Source organism: Bradyrhizobium sp. 35, assembly GCF_023073215.1.
In the GTDB taxonomy this organism is placed as follows: domain Bacteria; phylum Pseudomonadota; class Alphaproteobacteria; order Rhizobiales; family Xanthobacteraceae; genus Bradyrhizobium; species Bradyrhizobium canariense_D.
In genome coordinates, this window is sequence record NZ_JADPJC010000144.1 from 123,133 (window position 1) to 140,833 (window position 17,701).

General features: G+C 65.2%; 17 protein-coding genes and 1 tRNA gene. 4 read left to right on the forward strand and 14 right to left on the reverse strand.

Annotated features, from left to right (window positions below):
* The first annotated feature begins 104 nt into the window (after nucleotides 1–104).
* Nucleotides 105–1,400 (forward strand): hemolysin family protein, encoded by a 1,296-nt coding sequence (locus IVB36_RS29305; RefSeq protein WP_085349708.1) that lies wholly within the window; start codon nucleotides 105–107, stop codon nucleotides 1,398–1,400.
* 212 nt (nucleotides 1,401–1,612) lie between these two features.
* Here IVB36_RS29305 and IVB36_RS29310 read toward each other — a convergent pair whose 3' ends face one another.
* From IVB36_RS29310 to IVB36_RS29320, 3 genes are all read right to left on the reverse strand, one after another.
* Entirely contained in the window at nucleotides 1,613–1,855 is a 243-nt protein-coding gene (locus IVB36_RS29310) for a PilZ domain-containing protein (protein ID WP_018460093.1), read from the reverse strand.
* 98 nt (nucleotides 1,856–1,953) lie between these two features.
* A complete protein-coding gene (locus IVB36_RS29315) occupies nucleotides 1,954–3,663 on the reverse strand; it encodes an FMN-binding glutamate synthase family protein (RefSeq protein ID WP_247393997.1) in 1,710 nt (569 codons plus the stop codon).
* Nucleotides 3,664–3,881: 218 nt separating this feature from the next.
* Complete coding sequence (locus IVB36_RS29320; RefSeq protein WP_018460095.1) at nucleotides 3,882–4,655, reverse strand: ferredoxin--NADP reductase; 774 nt, start codon at nucleotides 4,653–4,655, stop codon at nucleotides 3,882–3,884.
* A 400-nt stretch (nucleotides 4,656–5,055) separates the two neighbouring features.
* Here IVB36_RS29320 and IVB36_RS29325 point away from each other — a divergent pair, with 400 nt between their 5' ends.
* Complete coding sequence (locus IVB36_RS29325; protein ID WP_018460096.1) at nucleotides 5,056–5,859, forward strand: RimK-like protein; 804 nt, start codon at nucleotides 5,056–5,058, stop codon at nucleotides 5,857–5,859.
* Between the two features lie 21 nt (nucleotides 5,860–5,880).
* Here IVB36_RS29325 and IVB36_RS29330 read toward each other — a convergent pair whose 3' ends face one another.
* The 8 genes from IVB36_RS29330 to IVB36_RS29365 all read right to left on the reverse strand — a co-directional run bounded on the left by IVB36_RS29330 (nucleotide 5,881) and on the right by IVB36_RS29365 (nucleotide 14,612).
* Nucleotides 5,881–6,729, reverse strand: coding sequence for an amidohydrolase family protein (locus IVB36_RS29330; protein ID WP_018460097.1), 849 nt, complete (start codon nucleotides 6,727–6,729; stop codon nucleotides 5,881–5,883).
* A gap of 3 nt (nucleotides 6,730–6,732) precedes the next feature.
* Nucleotides 6,733–7,710, reverse strand: a complete 978-nt coding sequence (locus IVB36_RS29335) for an aldo/keto reductase (protein ID WP_018460098.1) — start codon at nucleotides 7,708–7,710, stop codon at nucleotides 6,733–6,735.
* Nucleotides 7,711–7,813: 103 nt separating this feature from the next.
* A complete protein-coding gene (locus IVB36_RS29340) occupies nucleotides 7,814–8,746 on the reverse strand; it encodes a sugar-binding protein (RefSeq protein WP_247394002.1) in 933 nt (310 codons plus the stop codon).
* Between the two features lie 94 nt (nucleotides 8,747–8,840).
* The gene (locus IVB36_RS29345; protein ID WP_018460100.1) at nucleotides 8,841–9,923 is read right to left on the reverse strand and encodes an ABC transporter permease; all 1,083 of its coding nucleotides are present in this window, start codon (nucleotides 9,921–9,923) and stop codon (nucleotides 8,841–8,843) included.
* Nucleotides 9,923–10,681, reverse strand: coding sequence for an ATP-binding cassette domain-containing protein (locus IVB36_RS29350; RefSeq protein WP_007597833.1), 759 nt, complete (start codon nucleotides 10,679–10,681; stop codon nucleotides 9,923–9,925). Before IVB36_RS29350 ends, IVB36_RS29345 begins: the two co-directional genes overlap by 1 nt.
* 12 nt (nucleotides 10,682–10,693) lie before the next feature.
* Nucleotides 10,694–12,016 (reverse strand): xylose isomerase, encoded by a 1,323-nt coding sequence (gene xylA, locus IVB36_RS29355; protein ID WP_247394008.1) that lies wholly within the window; start codon nucleotides 12,014–12,016, stop codon nucleotides 10,694–10,696.
* Nucleotides 12,017–13,471, reverse strand: coding sequence for a xylulokinase (xylB, locus tag IVB36_RS29360; protein ID WP_018460102.1), 1,455 nt, complete (start codon nucleotides 13,469–13,471; stop codon nucleotides 12,017–12,019). It abuts the gene before it with no gap.
* Nucleotides 13,472–13,553: 82 nt separating this feature from the next.
* Nucleotides 13,554–14,612, reverse strand: coding sequence for a LacI family DNA-binding transcriptional regulator (locus tag IVB36_RS29365; RefSeq protein WP_247394011.1), 1,059 nt, complete (start codon nucleotides 14,610–14,612; stop codon nucleotides 13,554–13,556).
* 111 nt (nucleotides 14,613–14,723) lie between these two features.
* Between IVB36_RS29365 and IVB36_RS29370 the strand changes: the two genes are divergently transcribed.
* Nucleotides 14,724–15,251, forward strand: a complete 528-nt coding sequence (locus IVB36_RS29370) for a DUF1003 domain-containing protein (RefSeq protein ID WP_018460104.1) — start codon at nucleotides 14,724–14,726, stop codon at nucleotides 15,249–15,251.
* Between the two features lies 1 nt (nucleotide 15,252).
* Here IVB36_RS29370 and IVB36_RS29375 read toward each other — a convergent pair whose 3' ends face one another.
* A complete protein-coding gene (locus tag IVB36_RS29375) occupies nucleotides 15,253–15,720 on the reverse strand; it encodes a GNAT family N-acetyltransferase (protein ID WP_085384941.1) in 468 nt (155 codons plus the stop codon).
* A 10-nt stretch (nucleotides 15,721–15,730) separates the two neighbouring features.
* On the reverse strand, nucleotides 15,731–16,312 hold the full coding sequence (locus tag IVB36_RS29380) for an XRE family transcriptional regulator (protein ID WP_018460106.1): 582 nt from the start codon (nucleotides 16,310–16,312) through the stop codon (nucleotides 15,731–15,733).
* A 188-nt stretch (nucleotides 16,313–16,500) separates the two neighbouring features.
* Here IVB36_RS29380 and IVB36_RS29385 point away from each other — a divergent pair, with 188 nt between their 5' ends.
* Complete coding sequence (locus tag IVB36_RS29385; protein ID WP_247394012.1) at nucleotides 16,501–17,493, forward strand: alpha/beta hydrolase; 993 nt, start codon at nucleotides 16,501–16,503, stop codon at nucleotides 17,491–17,493.
* Nucleotides 17,494–17,497: 4 nt separating this feature from the next.
* On the opposite strand, the gene IVB36_RS29390 is transcribed toward IVB36_RS29385, so the two are convergent.
* Nucleotides 17,498–17,571, reverse strand: a tRNA-Gly gene (locus tag IVB36_RS29390).
* Nucleotides 17,572–17,701: the final 130 nt, after the last annotated feature.

Consider the following 17,701-nt stretch of genomic DNA (forward strand, 5'->3'; position numbering starts at 1 on the left):
TTCGCGATGCCCGATGGGACAGAATCATCGGCATTTCTTCCTCGAATACCTATATCAAGACCTGTGCGGCCATCCGCGCCACACTCCCTTACCTCGGAACATCAATGCTCTCCGCCGAACTCGCCATCGTCGTCGTCCTGATCGTCATCAACGGCTTGCTGTCCATGTCCGAGTTGGCCGTGGTCTCGTCGCGCCCGGCCCGGCTGTCGATGCTCGCCGCCAAGGGCGTCCGCGGCGCCGAGCGGGCGCTGACGCTCGCGGCCGATCCCGGCAAATTCCTCTCGACGGTGCAGATCGGGATCACGCTGGTCGGCGTGCTCTCCGGCGCGTTCTCGGGCGCGACGCTCGGACAGCGGCTGACGCAATGGCTGCTCGAGCTCGGCCTGTCCGCAGGAATTGCCGACATCGTCGGAGTGGGGCTGGTCGTCACGCTCATCACCTACGCCACCCTGATCGTCGGCGAGCTGGTGCCGAAGCAGGTGGCGCTGCGCGACCCCGAGAGCATCGCGGTCAGGGTTGCACCCGCGATGCACGTGCTTGCGAAGGTCTCGCTGCCGCTGGTCTTCCTGCTCGATCTCTCCGGCAAGCTGATCCTCACGCTGCTCGGCCATGGCGGCAAGTCTGAAGAAAAAGTGTCAGAAGATGAGATCCATCATCTCGTCAGCGAAGCCGAAAACGCAGGCGTGCTCGAGTCAGGTGAAAAGGAGATGATCGCGGGCGTGATGCGGCTCGGCGACCGGCCGGTCGGCGCGATTATGACGCCGCGCACGGAGGTCAACGAGATCGACCTGAACGATACGCCGGAAAGCATTCAAGCGACCATCGCCAAGAGTCCGCATTCGCGCTTTCCGGTGTCCGACGGCGACCGCGACAAGCCGATTGGCGTGCTTCAAGCCAAGGACCTGCTGGTGGCCTTCATGAACGAGCGCACGCCGGATTTGCGCGTGCTGGTCCGCGAGGCGCCCGGCATTCCCGCCTCGGCCGATGCCCGCGACGTGCTGGCGATCCTGAAGGCTGCACCGGTGCATGTCGGCCTCGTCTACGACGAATACGGCGCCTTCGAAGGCATCGTGACGACGGCTGACATTCTGGAATCCATTGTCGGTGCCTTCCATTCCGAGGAAGGCCCGCCGGAACCGGCCTACGTCAAGCGCGCGGACGATTCGCTGCTGGTCTCAGGCTGGATGCCGGTCGACGAATTCGGCGAGCTGCTCGGCATCGAACTGCCGCCGCACCGCTACAACACCGTCGCCGGCCTCGTGCTGCAACAGTTCAACGTGCTGCCTGATGTCGGCGACGCCTTCGACTTTGGCGATTGGCACATCGAGGTGGTCGATCTCGACGGGCGGAGGATCGACAAGATTCTGGCGAGCCGGCGGAGCGAAGTAGAGACGGGGTGAGCCACTCTCGTCGTCCCGGAAGCGCAGCGAAGCGGAGCGCAGATCCGGGACCCATAGCCACAGGATTGAGCTTGGCGAAGACTGGTAGTTGCGCGGTGCTGCTGTCTGCGCATGATCGACAGATCACGCGGTATGGGTCCCGGATCTGCGCTGGCGCTTGTCCGGGACGACGGCGGAGTTTGTGGTTAGAGCTTGCGCCAAACTCTAGACCCTCACCCGAACCTCACCCCGATCCGCTTTTCCTTGCGCCAGATCACGGTGCAGGCGAGATGTTTTCCGTCGGCCCGCACAAGCAGGCTGAAATGGTCGGGGATGCCGACGGGACTGCTGACGTCGAGCGCGGCGCCGGTATCTGACAGGTTGCGGATAGTGCAGTCGATCGCGCCGCCGCCGCCGAACTCGATCGTTCCGGCCTTCAGCACGCGATGCCTTGCCTTGTCGCGCCGCTCGTCCATGGGAACAATCTACACCCAAAGTTGAATCAAACGTTAAACGCACCCCCCTCGCGATGCTTTTGCGCGCGCGGCCGCGGCCCTGCAAGTGGACCGGCGTCCTACAGCGCCGGCTGGAACGTCTCCGTCCGTGCCATCCGCCAGGCGTCCCGGAAGCGTGGGTCTTCGGTGCCTTCGAGCAGTTCGCCCGGACGCAGCGACGGATAAAGCTGCGCGAAGGATTTCACGTCCGTCGTCGAGGTGCGCTGGGAGAAGTGGATCGGGCGCAGCTGCTGCGGATGTTCGAGACCGGCCGCGGCGATCAGCTCGGTCAGCGAGTGCAGCGTCGCCAGGTGATAATTGTGCACGCGGTCGATCTTGAGCGGCACATAGAGTGCGCGCGCCCGCGTCGGGTCCTGCGTCGCGACGCCGGTCGGGCAGCGGTCGGTGTGGCAGCTCAGCGACTGGATGCAGCCGAGCGAGAACATGAAGCCGCGCGCCGAATTGCAGTAGTCCGCGCCGATCGCCATGGCGCGCGCCATGTCGAACGCGGTGGCTATCTTGCCGGAGGCGCCGATCTTGATGCGGTCGCGCGCGTTGATGCCGATCAGCGCGTTGTGGACGAAACTGACGCCCTCGCGCATCGGCATGCCCAGATGGTCCATGAACTCCAGCGGCGCGGCGCCGGTGCCACCCTCGTTGCCGTCGACAACGATGAAGTCGGGATAGATGCCGGTCTCGATCATCGCCTTGCAGATCGCCAGGAATTCCCACGGATGACCGATGCACAGCTTGAAGCCCGTCGGCTTGCCGCCGGAGAGCTTTCGCATCTCGCCGATGAACTTCATCATGCCGACAGGCGTCGAGAAGGCGCGATGCGAGGCCGGCGAGATGCAATCCTCGCCCATGGCGACCCCGCGGATCTTGGAAATCTCCTCCGAGACTTTCGCCGCCGGCAGCACGCCGCCATGACCGGGCTTGGCGCCCTGGCTGATCTTGAGCTCGACCATCTTGATCTGGTCCTGGGTCGCGACGCGCGCGAAGGCTTCGGGATCGAAGGCGCCGTCGAGATGACGACAGCCGAAATAGCCCGAACCGATCTCCCAGATGATGTCGCCGCCCATCTCCGCGTGATAGGGGCTGAAGCCGCCCTCGCCGGTGTCGTGCGCGAAGCCGCCCTTCTTGGCGCCGGCATTCAGCGCGCGCACGGCGTTCGGGCTGAGCGCGCCAAAACTCATGGCGGAAATGTTGAATACCGAAGCCGAATACGGCTTGGCGCAATCCGGGCCGCCGATACTGACGCGGAATTTCTCCTCGGCATGCGTCTTCGGCGAGACCGAGTGATGCATCCACTCATAACCCTGGCGGTAGACGTCCTCCTGGGTACCGAACGGACGCTTGTCGAGCTGCATCTTGGCGCGCTGATAGACCACCGCACGGATGTCGCGCGAGAACGGCATGCCGTCCTTCTCGCTCTCGAAGAAATACTGCCGCATCTCCGGGCGTATCTCTTCGAGCAAAAAACGGATATGGGCCGAGATCGGGTAGTTGCGCAGAACGGCGTGGCCCTTCTGCATGAGGTCGCGGACGCCAAGCGCCGTCAGCGCGCCGAAGATCAGGATCGGGATCAGCAGAATGTCGAAGATCTTGCCATCGGCAAATCCGATGCCGGTCAGCAGCGCAGTGACCACCGCGCAGATCGTCAGGACGATGAAGCGCGGAGAGAATGGCAGCAGCAGGGTTTCCATGATCCCCTCTTCCGCCAGCGGCAGCCGTTTGACCGACGGGTTGGGCGATTCCTGCGTTTTGTTCTCGTCGGCCACGATTCCCATCCTCTCGCCAGCATGAGGCGGTACGATACGCCCGCGCCTGTCATACGGATATGACGCGGCGGTTGTTTCACGCTAGCGAATTCGGCGGGGACAAATCAATCAGCCCGATGGGCGGGCTGCTGCGGTGCAGCAGGGCTCGGGAGGGACGGGCATTAACCGGTCAAGGCGCTTTACTCAGGCAAGCGTCCTGGCTTTTGCCAGGACGAGACCGAGAGGGCCTACCGCTCGACGAACGCCTTTTCGATCACGAAATGGCCGGGCTTGTTGCCCGAGCCCTCGACGAAGTCGCGGCCTTCGAACATCAGTTTCAGCTCTTCGAGCATCGCCGGGCTGCCGCACATCATGATGCGGTCGGTCGCGATGTCGAGCGGACCCTGGCCGATGTCGTTGAAGATCTGCTCGGAGCTGATGAGGTCGGTGATGCGGCCGCGATTCTTGAACGGCTCGCGGGTCACGGTCGGGTAGTAGATGAGCTTGTCCGCGAGCAACTCCCCGAACAGTTCGTCCTCGCGAAGACCGGCGACGAGCTTCTCGCCATAGGCGAGCTCGGAGACCTGGCGGCAGCCGTGCACCAGCACGATGCTGTCGAACTGGTCGTAAACCTCGGGATCCTTGATCAGGCTGGCGAAGGGCGCGAGGCCGGTGCCGGTCGAGAGCAGCAGCAGCCGCTTGCCGGGAATGAGATTGTCCGTGATCAGCGTGCCGGTCGCCTTGCGGCCGACCAGGATGGTGTCGCCTTCCTTGATCTTCTGGAGACGCGACGTCAGCGGGCCGTCCTGAACCTTGATCGAGAAGAACTCGAGCTCTTCCTCGTGATTAGCGCTCGCCATGCTGTAGGCGCGGAGCAGCGGGCGGCCCTCAACCTCGAGGCCGATCATCGCGAACTGGCCGTTCTGGAAGCGGAAGCCGGAATCGCGGGTTGCGCGAAAGCTGAACAGGGTGTCGGTCCAGTGCTGGACGGAAAGAACCTTCTCTCGGTAAAACGCGCTCATGATTTTCGATATTCCGAATAATTGCGGTTTTAGGGCAAAAGCGTTGCCCGGCCCCTGAAAGCGGAGCGGACACCATTGCCATGGCGGAGGATTTCGCGAGTGTGATCTACGCCATTGAGACCAATAATCAACCTCGTTCCGGATGCAATTGATGCCGGTCAAACCGGCATTTGCGGCGGAAATGGTCACATCATTAATGGATCTGCTGTCCAGCGCATTCGGAAGGCAATTTCTTTTCCCTCCCAGGCTCGAATACAGCACTTAATTTCCGTAGCGCTCGCGAGAATTTCATTAAGAATAGCTCTGATTTCACCCCCGTTTAGCGTCGTTTCCCCGATTTTTGCGGCTTTTGGCGCCAAGATCGACCGGAACTGGCGACTAGGACCGGCGACAGAGACAGATGGCGAGCGGCGAGCGGATCTTCGTGCAGGCGATCAAGCGCTATTGCGTAACCCATGGCATCGCGCTCGATGTCCGCGCCGATGGCTGGCTGCTCGCGATGCGCCGGGGCGAGCAGCGCCACTTCGCGTTCGGCTACGACATCGGCCTCAACAGCGCCATCGCGCACCGCCTGGCCAATGACAAATCGGCCACCGCCGAGGTGCTGGCGCTCGAGGGCGTGCCCTGCATTCCCCATCGCCTGTTCCTCAATCCGAAGTTGGGCGAGAAGGTTGTCGGCGTTGGCTGGCGAGAGGCAATGCTGGCGCTGCTTGGCGACAATCCGCAAGGCGTGGTGGTGAAGCCGAACGAGGGGACGTCGGGACGATCCGTCTTCAGGGTCACGACGGAAACAGAGCTCGATCATGCGGTTGGCGAAGCCTTTTCGATGAGCGCCGGACTCGTGATCTCACCCTATGCCGTGATCGAGGACGAAGTACGCGTGGTCCTGCTCGATGATGTGCCACTCGTCGTCTACAGCAAGCAGCGTGGCTCGGGTTGGCGGCACAATCTCGATGCGGGCGCGAAGCCCGTGCTGATGCAGGACGGCGATCTTCGCACAGCCTGCGCAAAGCTCGCCATCAACGCCGCCAAGGCCATCGGCATCACCTTCGCCTCGATCGACCTCGTGCACGTCGACGGCGTCTGGCGCGTGCTCGAGATCAATTCCGGCGTGATGATGGAGGCGCTGGCGAAGCTGCATCCGGAGCTGGTGCAGACGACGTACGATGCGGCGCTGGATCGGGTGTTTGGGGACAAACACTGAGCGACACGCGCGCTGGCGGCTTCAACCAATCGCCAACCGATACGCAGCCTTCGCATTCACGCCGAACGCCTTCTCCCGCACCTGCGGCCCGAGCTTCATCAGGCAGGCCCCCAGCGCGCCCGTGATCTCACCATAGCTCCCCGCGAGCAAACATACCGGCCAGTCCGAGCCGAACATCAGGCGATCCTCGCCGAAGCATGTCGCGGCGTGCGCGACGAACGGAAACAGCCGTTCCGCATTCCAGTCGCTCCACACCGCTTCCGTCGCCAGCCCCGAGACCTTGCACCAGACATTGCCGCAGGCCGCGAGTGCCGCGATGCCGTTGGACCATCCAGTGCTTCCGCCATCGGCGATCGGCGGCTTGGCTGCGTGGTCGAGCACGAAGCGCGCCTGCGGGAACGCTTGCGCGGTTGCGATCGCGGCCGGCAGCTCGCGGGTGCGGACCAGGAAATCGTAGGCGAGATCGTGCGCGAACACGGCCGTGAGGCCGCGCTGAACGTCCTCGCGCAACAACCAATCCGAGTCGGCCTCGTCATGGACCTGGTGGCGGATGCCGACCAGCTTGTCGCCGCCGGGCGAAGCACGCAACTGCTCCAGCGTATCGCCAAGTGCAGCGTCGGTCAGATCGGCCCAGCCGACGACGCCGATCACCGAGGGCGTCGCATGCGCGATCCGCAGGAATTCCTCGGTCTCAGCCAGCGCGGAGCGGCACTGCACCAGGATGCTCGCGTCGATGCCGTTCGCGCTCAAAAGCGGCGCGAGATCGGCCGGACCGAAGGCACGCCGGATCGGCGTGAGCTCGGGCGCGTCCATCCAGGGATAGTCGGCGCGCGCCGGATCCCAGAAATGCTGGTGAGCGTCGACGATCATGCCTTACGCTCCGGCCGGCAATGGCGCGCGGGCGTCGACGAGTTTTCGCCCACGCAGCTCCTGCCAGAACGCCGCCGGCACCGCCATCTCCGACATCGCGATGTTGTCGGCAATTTCCGCGGCGTTGCGCGCGCCCGTCACGGCGACCGTGACTGCCGGATGGGCCATGCAGAACTGCAGCGCGGCGGCTTTCAGCTCGGTGCCGTGCTTGCGGCAGAGCTCGTCGAGCGTGAGCGCGCGGGCGACGAGTGCCGCATCGGCATCCTGATAATTGAACTTCGCGCCCGTGTGCGGATTGGCCAGGATGCCGCTGTTGTAGATGCCGCCGAGCAGGATGCCGATATTCTTCGCCGCGCAGACCGGGAACAGCGCATCCAGCGCGCCCTGGTCGAGCAGCGTGTAGCGGCCGGCGAGCAGGAAGCAGTCGACCGGAACGGCCTCTGCAAACCGGACCAGCATGTCCGACTGGTTCATGCCGGCACCGATCGCCTTGACGGTACCGTCCCCGCGCAGGCGCTGGAGCGCGCGGAAGGCGCCGGCGACGGCGTCGTCATAGTGATCGTCGGGATCATGCACGAGCAGGACATCGACGCGGTCGAGCCCAAGCCGCGCCAGGCTTTCCTCCACCGACCGCATCACGCCGTCATAACTGAAATCGAACACCGGCCGCTCGCGCGACGTGCCCTTGTAATGCTCGTCCTCGGCGGCAGCGCCATCGGGCGCACGCAGTAGACGGCCGACCTTGGTCGAGATCGCGTAGGAGTCACGGGGTTGTTGCCGCAGGAATGCGCCAAGGCGTCGCTCCGCGAGGCCAAAGCCGTAGAGCGGCGCGGTGTCGAAGAAGCGGATTCCGAGCGACCAGGCGCTTGCGATGGTCGCTTCCGCATCGGCATCGCTGACGGGGGTGAACAATCCGCCGAGCGGGGCAGAACCGAGGCCGAATGAGGTGACATCGAGCGAGCCGAGCCGCGACCTTTTCATTCCCATTGCCTCAACAGTCCTCCCCAACAGCCAAAATCATCTCTCCCGCTTGCGAAAATCGCAAGCGGGAGAGGCACGCAGGAGCGTGGGGCTGGCGACGCTCCTACTTCAACATCTGCGCAACGTTGTCCTTGGTCACGAGATCGAGGCCGGTATAAACGATCTCCGGCACCTTCTCGCCCCTCTTGATGGCGAGCAGCGTGTCCATCGCCTTCTCGCCCATCTCGAACGGACGCTGGCCGACCAGCGCATTGGCGTAGCCATCGCGCAACAGCTCGAGCTGCATCTTCAGCGTATCGGCCACGACAAGCGTGAACTTGCCGGAATCGATATCCTTCTTGTACCCGGACGCGAAGGCCTTGAAGCCTTCGGGGGCGAACATCGGCCAGCCGCCGATGGGAACGATTGCGGCGAGGTCGGGCGTCGCGGTACGCATGTCAGTCATCTGCTGAACCGCCAGCGCGGGATCGTCGTTGCAGAACGTTGGAGAGCCCGCGACCTCGGTCCATTTCGAGCCCTTCAGCGCCTCGCGCACGCCGTCAACGCGTTCGGCGAGGTTCTTGGCGCCGGGACCACCCGAAACCATGGCGTATTTGCCGCCGTCGGGCCGCAGCTTCAGGAGCTCCTTGCCGAGGGCGACGCCGAACTCCTTGTTGTTGGTGCCGATATAGGCGATGCGCTTGGCGCGGGGCGCATCGGCGTCGAAGGTGATGACAGGGATGCCGGCCGCGGTCGCCGCGTCGATCGACTTGGTCATCGCCGCGACGTCGGCAACCGAGATGGCGAGGCCGTCGACCTTCTGGGTGACGAAGTCCTGGATGATCTGGGCCTGCGTCGCCGGCTCGTGCTCGACCGGCCCCTTGTAGATGCACTCGATATTGCCGAGCTCCTTGGCACGCTTCAGGCAGCCGTCGCGCGCGAAGTCGAAGAACGGATTGTTCATCGCCTTGGGCACGATCACGAACCGGTAGTTTGCGGCAAACGCCGGCGTAGCCATCATCGCCACCGCGATGCCGGCAAGTAGAAATTTCCTCATCGTCTCCTCCACCCTTCTTTGGCGCCTGTCCTCTCAAGATCGTCCGGGAAGTGGACAGGCGGCATTTTCGTTGCCGTCCCGGAACGACGTCGTTTCAGATCATCCGCGAGCGGATGCGGTCGACCAATACGGCCAGGATGATGATCACGCCCACCAGCGTCTGCTGCCAGTAGGAGCTGACCTGGGCGAGCACGAGGCCGTTGCGGATCACCTCGAGCAGCACGCAGCCGACGATGGCGCCGAGTGGACCACCGATGCCGCCGGCGAGATTGGCACCGCCGATGACGGCCGCAGCGATCACGTTGAGCTCGTAGGACGTCGCCATGTTGGCCGGCGCCGATCCGAGCCAGCCCGAGATGATGATGCCCTGGAGGCCTGCGGCGAGCGCGCAGATCACATAAACCTCGATCTTCACCCGCACGACCGGGATGCCGGTGAGTTCGGCCGCCTTCTCGTTACCGCCGAGCGCGAACACGTGACGGCCGAACGAGCTGTGGTGCAGCACCACGGCCATCGCCAGCGCGAGGACGATCAGATAAATGAATGGCACGGGCACGCCGAGCACGTCGCCGGAGGTGAGCGCGTAGAAATAACCGGCATCCGGCCCACCGGGAAAGCTGCCCCGTCCGTTGGAGACGACATAGCCGAGCCCGCGCACGATCGAGAGCATGCCGAGGGTGGTGACGAACGGCGACAGGCCGAGCACCGCGATACAGAAGCCGTTGACGAGGCCGGCGAGCAGCGCGACGCCGAGGCCGGCGAGGAGCGAGACCACCAGGATCAGGCCAGGGACATTGGCGAGCACGGTCTTGCCGTCGGCCGCCATGTGCACGAACAGGGATCCCGCCGGCGAGCCGGGCGCCGACAGCTCGGTCATCACCATCGAGGTGATCATGGCGGAGAAGCACATCATCGAGCCGACCGACAGATCGATGCCGCCGGTGATGATCACGAAGGTGACGCCGAGGGTAGCGATAGCGATGAAGGAGAAATTCTTCGCCACGTTCTGCATGTTGCCCTCGGTGAAGAAGTACGGGCTGGCGAAATGCATGACCACCAGCAGCACCGCCAGCGCGAGCAGGACATAGCCGGTCTGGGACGCGAAAATGCCGCGCTGCCACCATCTAATCTTGCCGATGTTCGAGAAGGTGATCGGAGATTCCATGGGCATGGCCATCACGCCGCCTCCTTCGCGCCGGTGATCAGGGCGGTGACTTCCTCGGGGGAGGTCTGGTGGATGGGCTTGTCGGCCCGCTTTTCGCCGCGGCGCATGACGATGACGCGATCGCACACCGCGAACACGTCGGGCATGCGGTGCGAGATCAGCATCACGGCAACGCCCTGCTCCTTCAGCCGGTGAATCAGGCCGAGCACCTGCTCGACCTGGCGGACCGAGATCGCGGCCGTCGGCTCGTCCATCATCACCAGCTTCGCGTTGGAGAGCCGCGTCCGCGCGATCGCAACCGCCTGGCGCTGGCCGCCCGACATCTGCTTGACGAGATCGTCGGGGCGCGTCTCCGAGCGCAGCTCGCCGAACAGCTCCAGCGCACGCGCCGCCATTGCCTTGTGGTCGAGCAACGCGAACGGCCCGATCCTGCGCTTCAGCTCGCGCCCGAGAAACACGTTGGCCGCTGCGGTGAGATTGTCGGCGAGCGCAAGGTCCTGATAGACCACCTCGATGCCGACGCCGCGGGCATCGACGGGCCGGTTGAAATGGACGGCGCTGCCGGCGAAGCGGATTTCGCCGTGGCTGGGGCGGAAATTGCCGGCGATGATCTTGACCAGCGTCGACTTGCCCGCGCCGTTGTCGCCCATCAGGCCGACGACTTCGCCGGGGAGGACCTGCATGTCGACATCATGCAGCGCGCGGATCGCGCCGAACTCCTTGCCGATGCCGGTCAGCTCGAGGACCGGTGTCGCTTGTGCATTTGTCATCAGCGGCCTTCCTCAGACGTAGCGGTTGACGAGGGATTCCAGATATTCCTGCCGGCCCGAGCGCGGCTGCGGGTCAAAGCCCGGGCCGTGCGCGCGGTCGGCAAGTTCGGCAAGCGAGCGCTGGCCGCCGAGAATGGCGCGGCCTTCAGGCCCGGCCCATCCCTCGTAGCGTTTCGCGAGCGGCCCAGTGAGCACGCCGGCTTCGAGCATGTCCGCAGCGGCGAGCAACGCCCGCGCGCAGGCATCCATCGAGCCGACATGGGCATGGATCAGATCGTCGGGATCGATCGACTGGCGGCGGATCTTGGCGTCGAAATTGAGCCCGCCGGAGCTGAAGCCACCGCGGCTCAGGAGCTCGTGGAACACCAGGGCAAGCTCGGGCACGTTCATCGCGAACTGGTCAGTGTCCCAGCCGAGCAGATCGTCGCCGCGGTTGATGTCGAGCGAGCCGAACACACCCAGCGCCTCCGCCAGCGCGACCTCGTGATGGAAGGAGTGGCCGGCGAGGATGGCGTGGTTCTGCTCGATGTTGAGCTTGACGTCCTTCAGCAGGTCGTAACGCGCGAGGAAGCCGTAGCAGGTGGCGACGTCGAAATCATATTGGTGCTTGGTCGGCTCCTTCGGCTTCGGCTCGATCAGGATCGGTCCCTTGAAGCCGATCTTGTGCTTGTGCTCGACCACCAGCGAGACGAAGCGGCCGAGCTGGTCGAGCTCGCGCTTGAGATCGGTGTTGAGCAGCGTCTCGTAGCCCTCGCGCCCGCCCCACAGCACGTAGTTCTGGCCGCCGAGCCTGTGCGTCACCTCCAGCGCGGCGCGGACCTGGCCGGCGGCATAGGTGAATATCTCCGGGTCTGGATTGGTGGCCGCGCCCGCCATGTAGCGGCGATGCGTGAACAAATTGGCGGTGCCCCAGAGCAGGCGCACCTTGCTTGCGGCCATCTTCGCTTCGAACAGATCGGCGATGGCATTGAGGTTGGCAACAGATTCGCCAAGCGAGTTGCCTTCCGGCGCCGCATCGACGTCGTGGAAGGTGAAGAAGGGCACGTCGAGCAGGCGAAACAGCTCGAAGGCGACGTCGGCCTTCGCGCGCGCCTGCGCCATCGCATCGGCGCCGTGATGCCAGGGCCGCAGGAACGTCTCGCCGCCAAAGGGATCGCCGCCGGGCCAGCACAACGAGTGCCAATAGCAGACCGCAAAGCGCAGATGGTCTTCCATCCTGCGGCCATGGACGAGGCGGTCCTTGTCGTACCAGCGGAAGGCAGGCGTGTTGCCGGCATCTCCGCCGGCGAAGGCGACAGGTACGCTTGTATCGAAGAATTTCACTGACGCAGTCACTCAGGCACACTCCTTCAACGCGGGATAAAGTTCGCGCCAGCGGCGATAGGCCTCGTCATAGGCCGCGCTGACCGATGCGCGAGGCGTAAAGCTCGCGAGCCGCCGCGGACGGGTGCAAACCGCAGCCGCGTCTTCGCCGGTGGCGGCGAGCCGTCCGAGCCTGGCGGCGCCGAGCGCCGCTCCGACCTCGCCCTCCTCGACGCGGTGGACGGGGATGCCGAGCACATCGGCGCAGATCTGCGCCCACAGCGGCGAGCGCGAGCCGCCGCCGACGAGATCAACCTCGGGAAGCGGCCCGCCCGCCGCGCTCAGTGCCGCCAGATTGTCGCGCGCAGCGAAGGCGACGCCTTCGAGGACGGCCTGAACGATCTGGGAGCGCCCGGTCGCACCGCGCAGGCCGACGAAGGCACCGCTGGCGGCGGCATCGTTGTGCGGCGTGCGCTCGCCGTCGAGATAAGGCAGGAATTTGACCGGACTCGGTCCATCGACGCGCTCGCCGAGCGGCGCCAGCAGCGCTGGCGCCGGCGTCTCCATCACGCCCGCGAGCCAGGCCAGCGAAGCCGCCGCCGACAGCATCACGCCCATCTGATGCCAGCGGCCGGGCAGCGCGTGACAGAACGCATGGACCGCCGCGGCCGGCGCCGGTGCAAACCGATCGGTGACGCGGAACACCACGCCGGATGTGCCAAGCGACAGAAACGCATCGCCCGGCGCGATGGCGCCGAGCCCGATCGCGCTCGCGGCATTATCGCCGGCGCCGCCGGCGACCACGACATCCCTAGTCATGCCCCAGCGTTGAGCGTAGTCCGGCGCGAGCGTCGCGCTGACGTCGCTGCCCTCGACCAGGCGTGGCATGTGATGGAGATCGAGCCCGGTGGCATGCAGCAGCAGGGGCGACCAGCGGCGCAGACCGACGTCGAGCCATAGCGTGCCGGCCGCGTCCGACATGTCCTCGACCATCTCGCCGGTCAGGCGATAGCGGACATAGGCCTTCGGCAGCAGCACCTTTGCGACGCGCGCGAAGATTTTCGGCTCGTGCCTGGCGACCCAGAGCAGCTTCGGCGCGGTGAAGCCGGGCATGGCCAGATTGCCGGCGATCGTATGCAACGACGGGCAGCGCCGCTCCAGCGCGACGCATTCGGCATGCGAGCGACCGTCGTTCCAGAGGATCGCGGGACGCAGCGGCGCTCCGTCCTCGTCCAGCAGCGTCGCGCCATGCATCTGGCCGGATAGTCCGATGCCGCGCACCCGCGCGACCTCGCGGGGATGGCGGGCGGCAAGATCGTCGACCGCGCCGACCGCCGCATCGACCCAGGCATCGGGATCCTGCTCGGACCACAGCAGCGCCGGATGCGAGAGCGCAAGCTCGCGCGCCGCCGTCGCGACAACAGCGCCGGCTTCGCTGACGAGCACCGCTTTCACACCCGATGTGCCGATGTCGATTCCGAGATACACGCCGTCCTCCCTTTCGCCTGTTGCGGTGCGCGAACTCAAAGTCGCCTTGCCCGCAACGGGTCGTTTTGAATTCCACCTGCCGCTAAGGCAGATTGTCCCGCATCACGATGTCGATCCTGATCTTCTCCTGTTCGCGCAAGATCGGCTCGCCACGGGCGAGCGCGAGCAGCACACGTACGGCGGCGCGCGCTTCATGTCCGGGGTTCTGCGAAATCGCGGCATGCATCACGCCCTGCAGCAGCAGCCGACGCGTCAACGCGGTGAGGTCGTGTCCGACGAACACCGCCTGCTTGTCGCGACTGGCATCGCTCAACGCCTTTTCATTCAACACGTTGGCGACGCCTTGCGTACCGGCGCCGACATTATAAAGACCCACGATGTCGGCATGCCGGCTCAACAGCCGCGTCAACACCTGCTCCGAACGCGCGTCCTCGTCGCGCCCTTCGAGCACCGGCAGCACGGTGAGGCCGGGGAATTCCGACGCCATCACCTGGTTGAAGCCAAAAATGCGCTCGGCATGATCGCGCAGGCCCTGCGAGCCCGCGACGATCGCGACCTTGCCGGACTTTTGTCCGACCAGCCGCCCGACCAGCGCGCCGGCAGTCCGCCCCGCAGCAATGTTGTCGATGCCGACATAATGGTGCCGGCGCGACGACGGCACGTCCGAGACCAGCGTCACGACCTTGGCGCCGGCATCGACGAGATCGTCGATCGCGGCGCGGACCCTGGGATGATCCAGCGCCACCACAGCGACACCGTCGTAATCATCCGAGAGCCCTTCCAGGGATGCCGCGAGCATGGACGGATCGAACACGTCGGTCGCGACGGTCTCGACGCCAAGGCGGCGGGACGACAACCAGCCCGACATCTCGCCGAGATAATCCTGGATCTGCTGCATGAACGGGTTCGGCCCCGACGGCATCACGAAGGCGAAACGGCGGGCGCGGCCGCGGGCGAGCTCGGCGGCGGCCACGTGCGGCTGGAACGAATTGCGCTCGATCGCCTCCTTGACGCGCCGGACCGTATCCGGCCGCACGCCCGGCCGATTGTGCAGGACGCGGTCCACCGTCGCGAGGCTGACGCCGGCCTGGCGGGCGATGTCCTTCAGCGTCAGCGCGGTCGTGGTGAGCGTCTCGGCCATGGCTGAAGGCTAGCAGAGGTGTTTTGAGGTACGCAACTCATTTTGAGAGGCGGCAGCATTTTCCCGCAGCTCAGCCCAGGAACAGCCTTTCCCGTCCGCCGTTGCCGCCCTGTGCATAACGATATCACCCATGATCCGGGCGAGGGATTGAGCCCGACGCTCGAGCGCAACATCCAGGCTCTGGTCGAGCGCCGCCGCCGGGAGCAGCGCGCTGCCAAGGGTCAGGAAAAGCTTGCCGATGCGATCACGGCGTTCACCGGCAGCATGGCGTTCGTCTATCTCCATGTCGCTGTGTTCGGCTTCTGGATCATCGCCAATCTGCATTGGCTGCCGGGAATCCCGGCCTGGGACGAGAGCTTCGTAGTGCTGGCGATGATTGCTTCGGTCGAGGCGATCTTCCTGTCGACATTCGTGCTGATCTCGCAGAACCGCATGAGTGCAGCAGCGGACAAGCGCGCCGATCTCGATCTCCAGATCAGCCTTCTCGCCGAGCACGAATTGACCAAGGTTGCCCGCCTCCTTACGCAGATCGCCGAGCGGCTCGATGTCCAGCCCGACTCGAAACGGGATCTGGAGGAGGCAAGCCGCGACATCGCTCCCGAGCGCGTGCTCGACAGGATCGAGGAGACGCGCTCCTGAGCTATCGGCTGGCCGACAGGTCGAGGGTCAGGAACAGGCTGTTGGGATCCTCGACATAGCCCTCGAACGGGCCGCAGAGGACAAAGCCATGCGCCCGGTAGAGCGCGAGCGCCGGCTTGAAATAGTCCCACGAGCCGGTCTCGAGGCTGAGCCGCGCCATGCCGCGCGCGCGGGCTTCTGTGACGATGTGGCGGAGCATCTCACCGCCAAAGCCGCGCCGCCGCGTGGTCTGGAGCGTGTGCATCGACTTCACCTCGCCGTGCTCGGCTGACAGCGTCTTCAGCGCACCGACGGCGACCAGCGTCTCGCCGTCCCAGCCGGTCCAGAACGCGATGTCGGGCGCGCGCAGTCCGGAGAGATCGAGCGCATGGGCGCTGCCCGGCGCGGTCTGCGCCCGCGCCGCCGTGACGTGATGATCGAGCAGCGCGATGACGCGCGGATCAAAGGTGTCGCCGGTGCGGATCTGCATCGTCACGGTCTCACATCTTGCCGTAGGACGCGCCGCGGCGCGTGATGATGACGTAGCGCGCGTCCTGTCTGGTCTCGTTCTCGAAGATCACCGCGCGCATCACATCGAAGTCGAGACAGTCGCCTTCGCGCAGGCGAACCGCCTTGGCGTCGATGTGCACGGCGATCGCGCCCTCCAGCATCAGGAGCTGCTGGGTGAAGGCATTGCGGCCCCAAGGGCTGTATGGCACCCGCGCACCGGCCGGCAAATCGACGACGATGATCTCGATGCCGCTCGCCGCGTCCGTGGGCGACGCGTGACGGCGGCGATAGCCGCTGTCGGGATCGCGCCAGTGCGGCTGGTCGGCGAGCCGCACCAGCCGCTCCGGCGGCTTTTCGGCCAGCGCGACGACGTCGCTGAGCGACACGTCGAGCGCGGCGCAGAGTTTTCCCAGCAGCGCAGCCGTCGCGCTGCTCTGCGCCCGCTCCACCCGCCCGATCATCGCCCGGCTGACGCCGGAGCGGCCTGCGAGCTCATTCAGCGTCATGCCGGCCTGCGTCCGCAGCGTCTTCAAGCGACGACCGATCGCGCGATCGAGTTTCTGCTGGTCCATTTTCTTTACAGGTCCTGGTCTCTGATCCGAACATTGCCGACACGAGGACCGCACCCATCAGGGCCGCGAGAAGCTTAAGCTGGGCGATGCGTGCGTGCCGGAAGCGAGGGGCCAATATATTAGAAACTTTGCGGAGCCTATAGGGCCGACTAGGATAGACCCAACGACGATGACCGGGAGGCGGCGACATGGGCGAACCGACGCAGCGGACGATCAAGGCCAACGGCATCAGCCTCAACGTCGCCGAGCAGGGCAAGGGGCCGATGGTGCTGCTCTGCCACGGCTTTCCGGAAGGTTGGTACTCCTGGCGTCACCAACTCGAGGCGCTGGGGGCAGCCGGTTTCCACGCGGTCGCCCCTGACATGCGCGGCTACGGCAAGAGCGACCGGCCCGAAGCGATCGACCAGTACACGATCCTCCACATGGTCGGCGACCTCGTCGGCGTGCTCGACGCTTTCGAGGCGAAGGACGCCGTCATCGTCGGGCACGACTGGGGCGCGACGATCGCCTGGCACACGGCGCGCCTGCGGCCCGACCGCTTCCGCGCCGCCGCCATTCTTAGCGTGCCCTATCGACCACGCAGTCCGGTGCGGCCGACGAGCGTAATGCCACAGACGGCGGATGCGCAGTTCTATCAACTGTATTTCCAGGAGCCGGGTGTCGCCGAAGCAGAATTCGAAAGGGATACGCGCGCAACGCTCGGCGCGATGCTCTATGGCGGTTCCGGCGAAGGCGCGGCGGTGATCCGCGCCAATGCCGAGCGTCAAGGGCGGACCGCCGGTGTCGGCATGGTCTCTCGCAAGGACGGCATGCTGCCGAAGGTGCAGGTGCCGCTGCCGTCGTGGCTGAGCAGCGCGGACCTCGACTATTACGGCGCCGAATTTGCCCATAGTGGGTTTCGCGGACCGCTCAACTACTATCGCAACATCGATCGCAACTGGGAGCTGAAGGGCGCCTTCGAGGGCGTCAAGGTGGTCGTGCCCTCGCTCTTCATCGCCGGCGACTACGACATGGTCATGGCCTTCCCTGGCGCCGCCGAGCACGTTGCCAACATGAAGCAATGGGTGCCGCAATTACGCGAGATCAAGATGCTACCGGGGTGCGGACACTGGACGCAGCAGGAACGGCCGGCGGAGGTGAACGCGGCGATCGTGGAATTTCTGCGGAGCCTGCCGAACTAAAGGATGGAGCGGGCGAAGGGAATCGAACCCTCGTATGCAGCTTGGGAAGCTGCCGTTCTACCATTGAACTACGCCCGCGGATGCGCAGCTTGCGCCCGCTCTGATTAGCCGAGACGGCGCATCTCGCCAAGCGCTTTGGCGCAGCCCGCCCGCCCCTTCTTAAGTTTCCGGTACGATTTTGGGTGCGGCGGATTGTGGCGGTGTTATG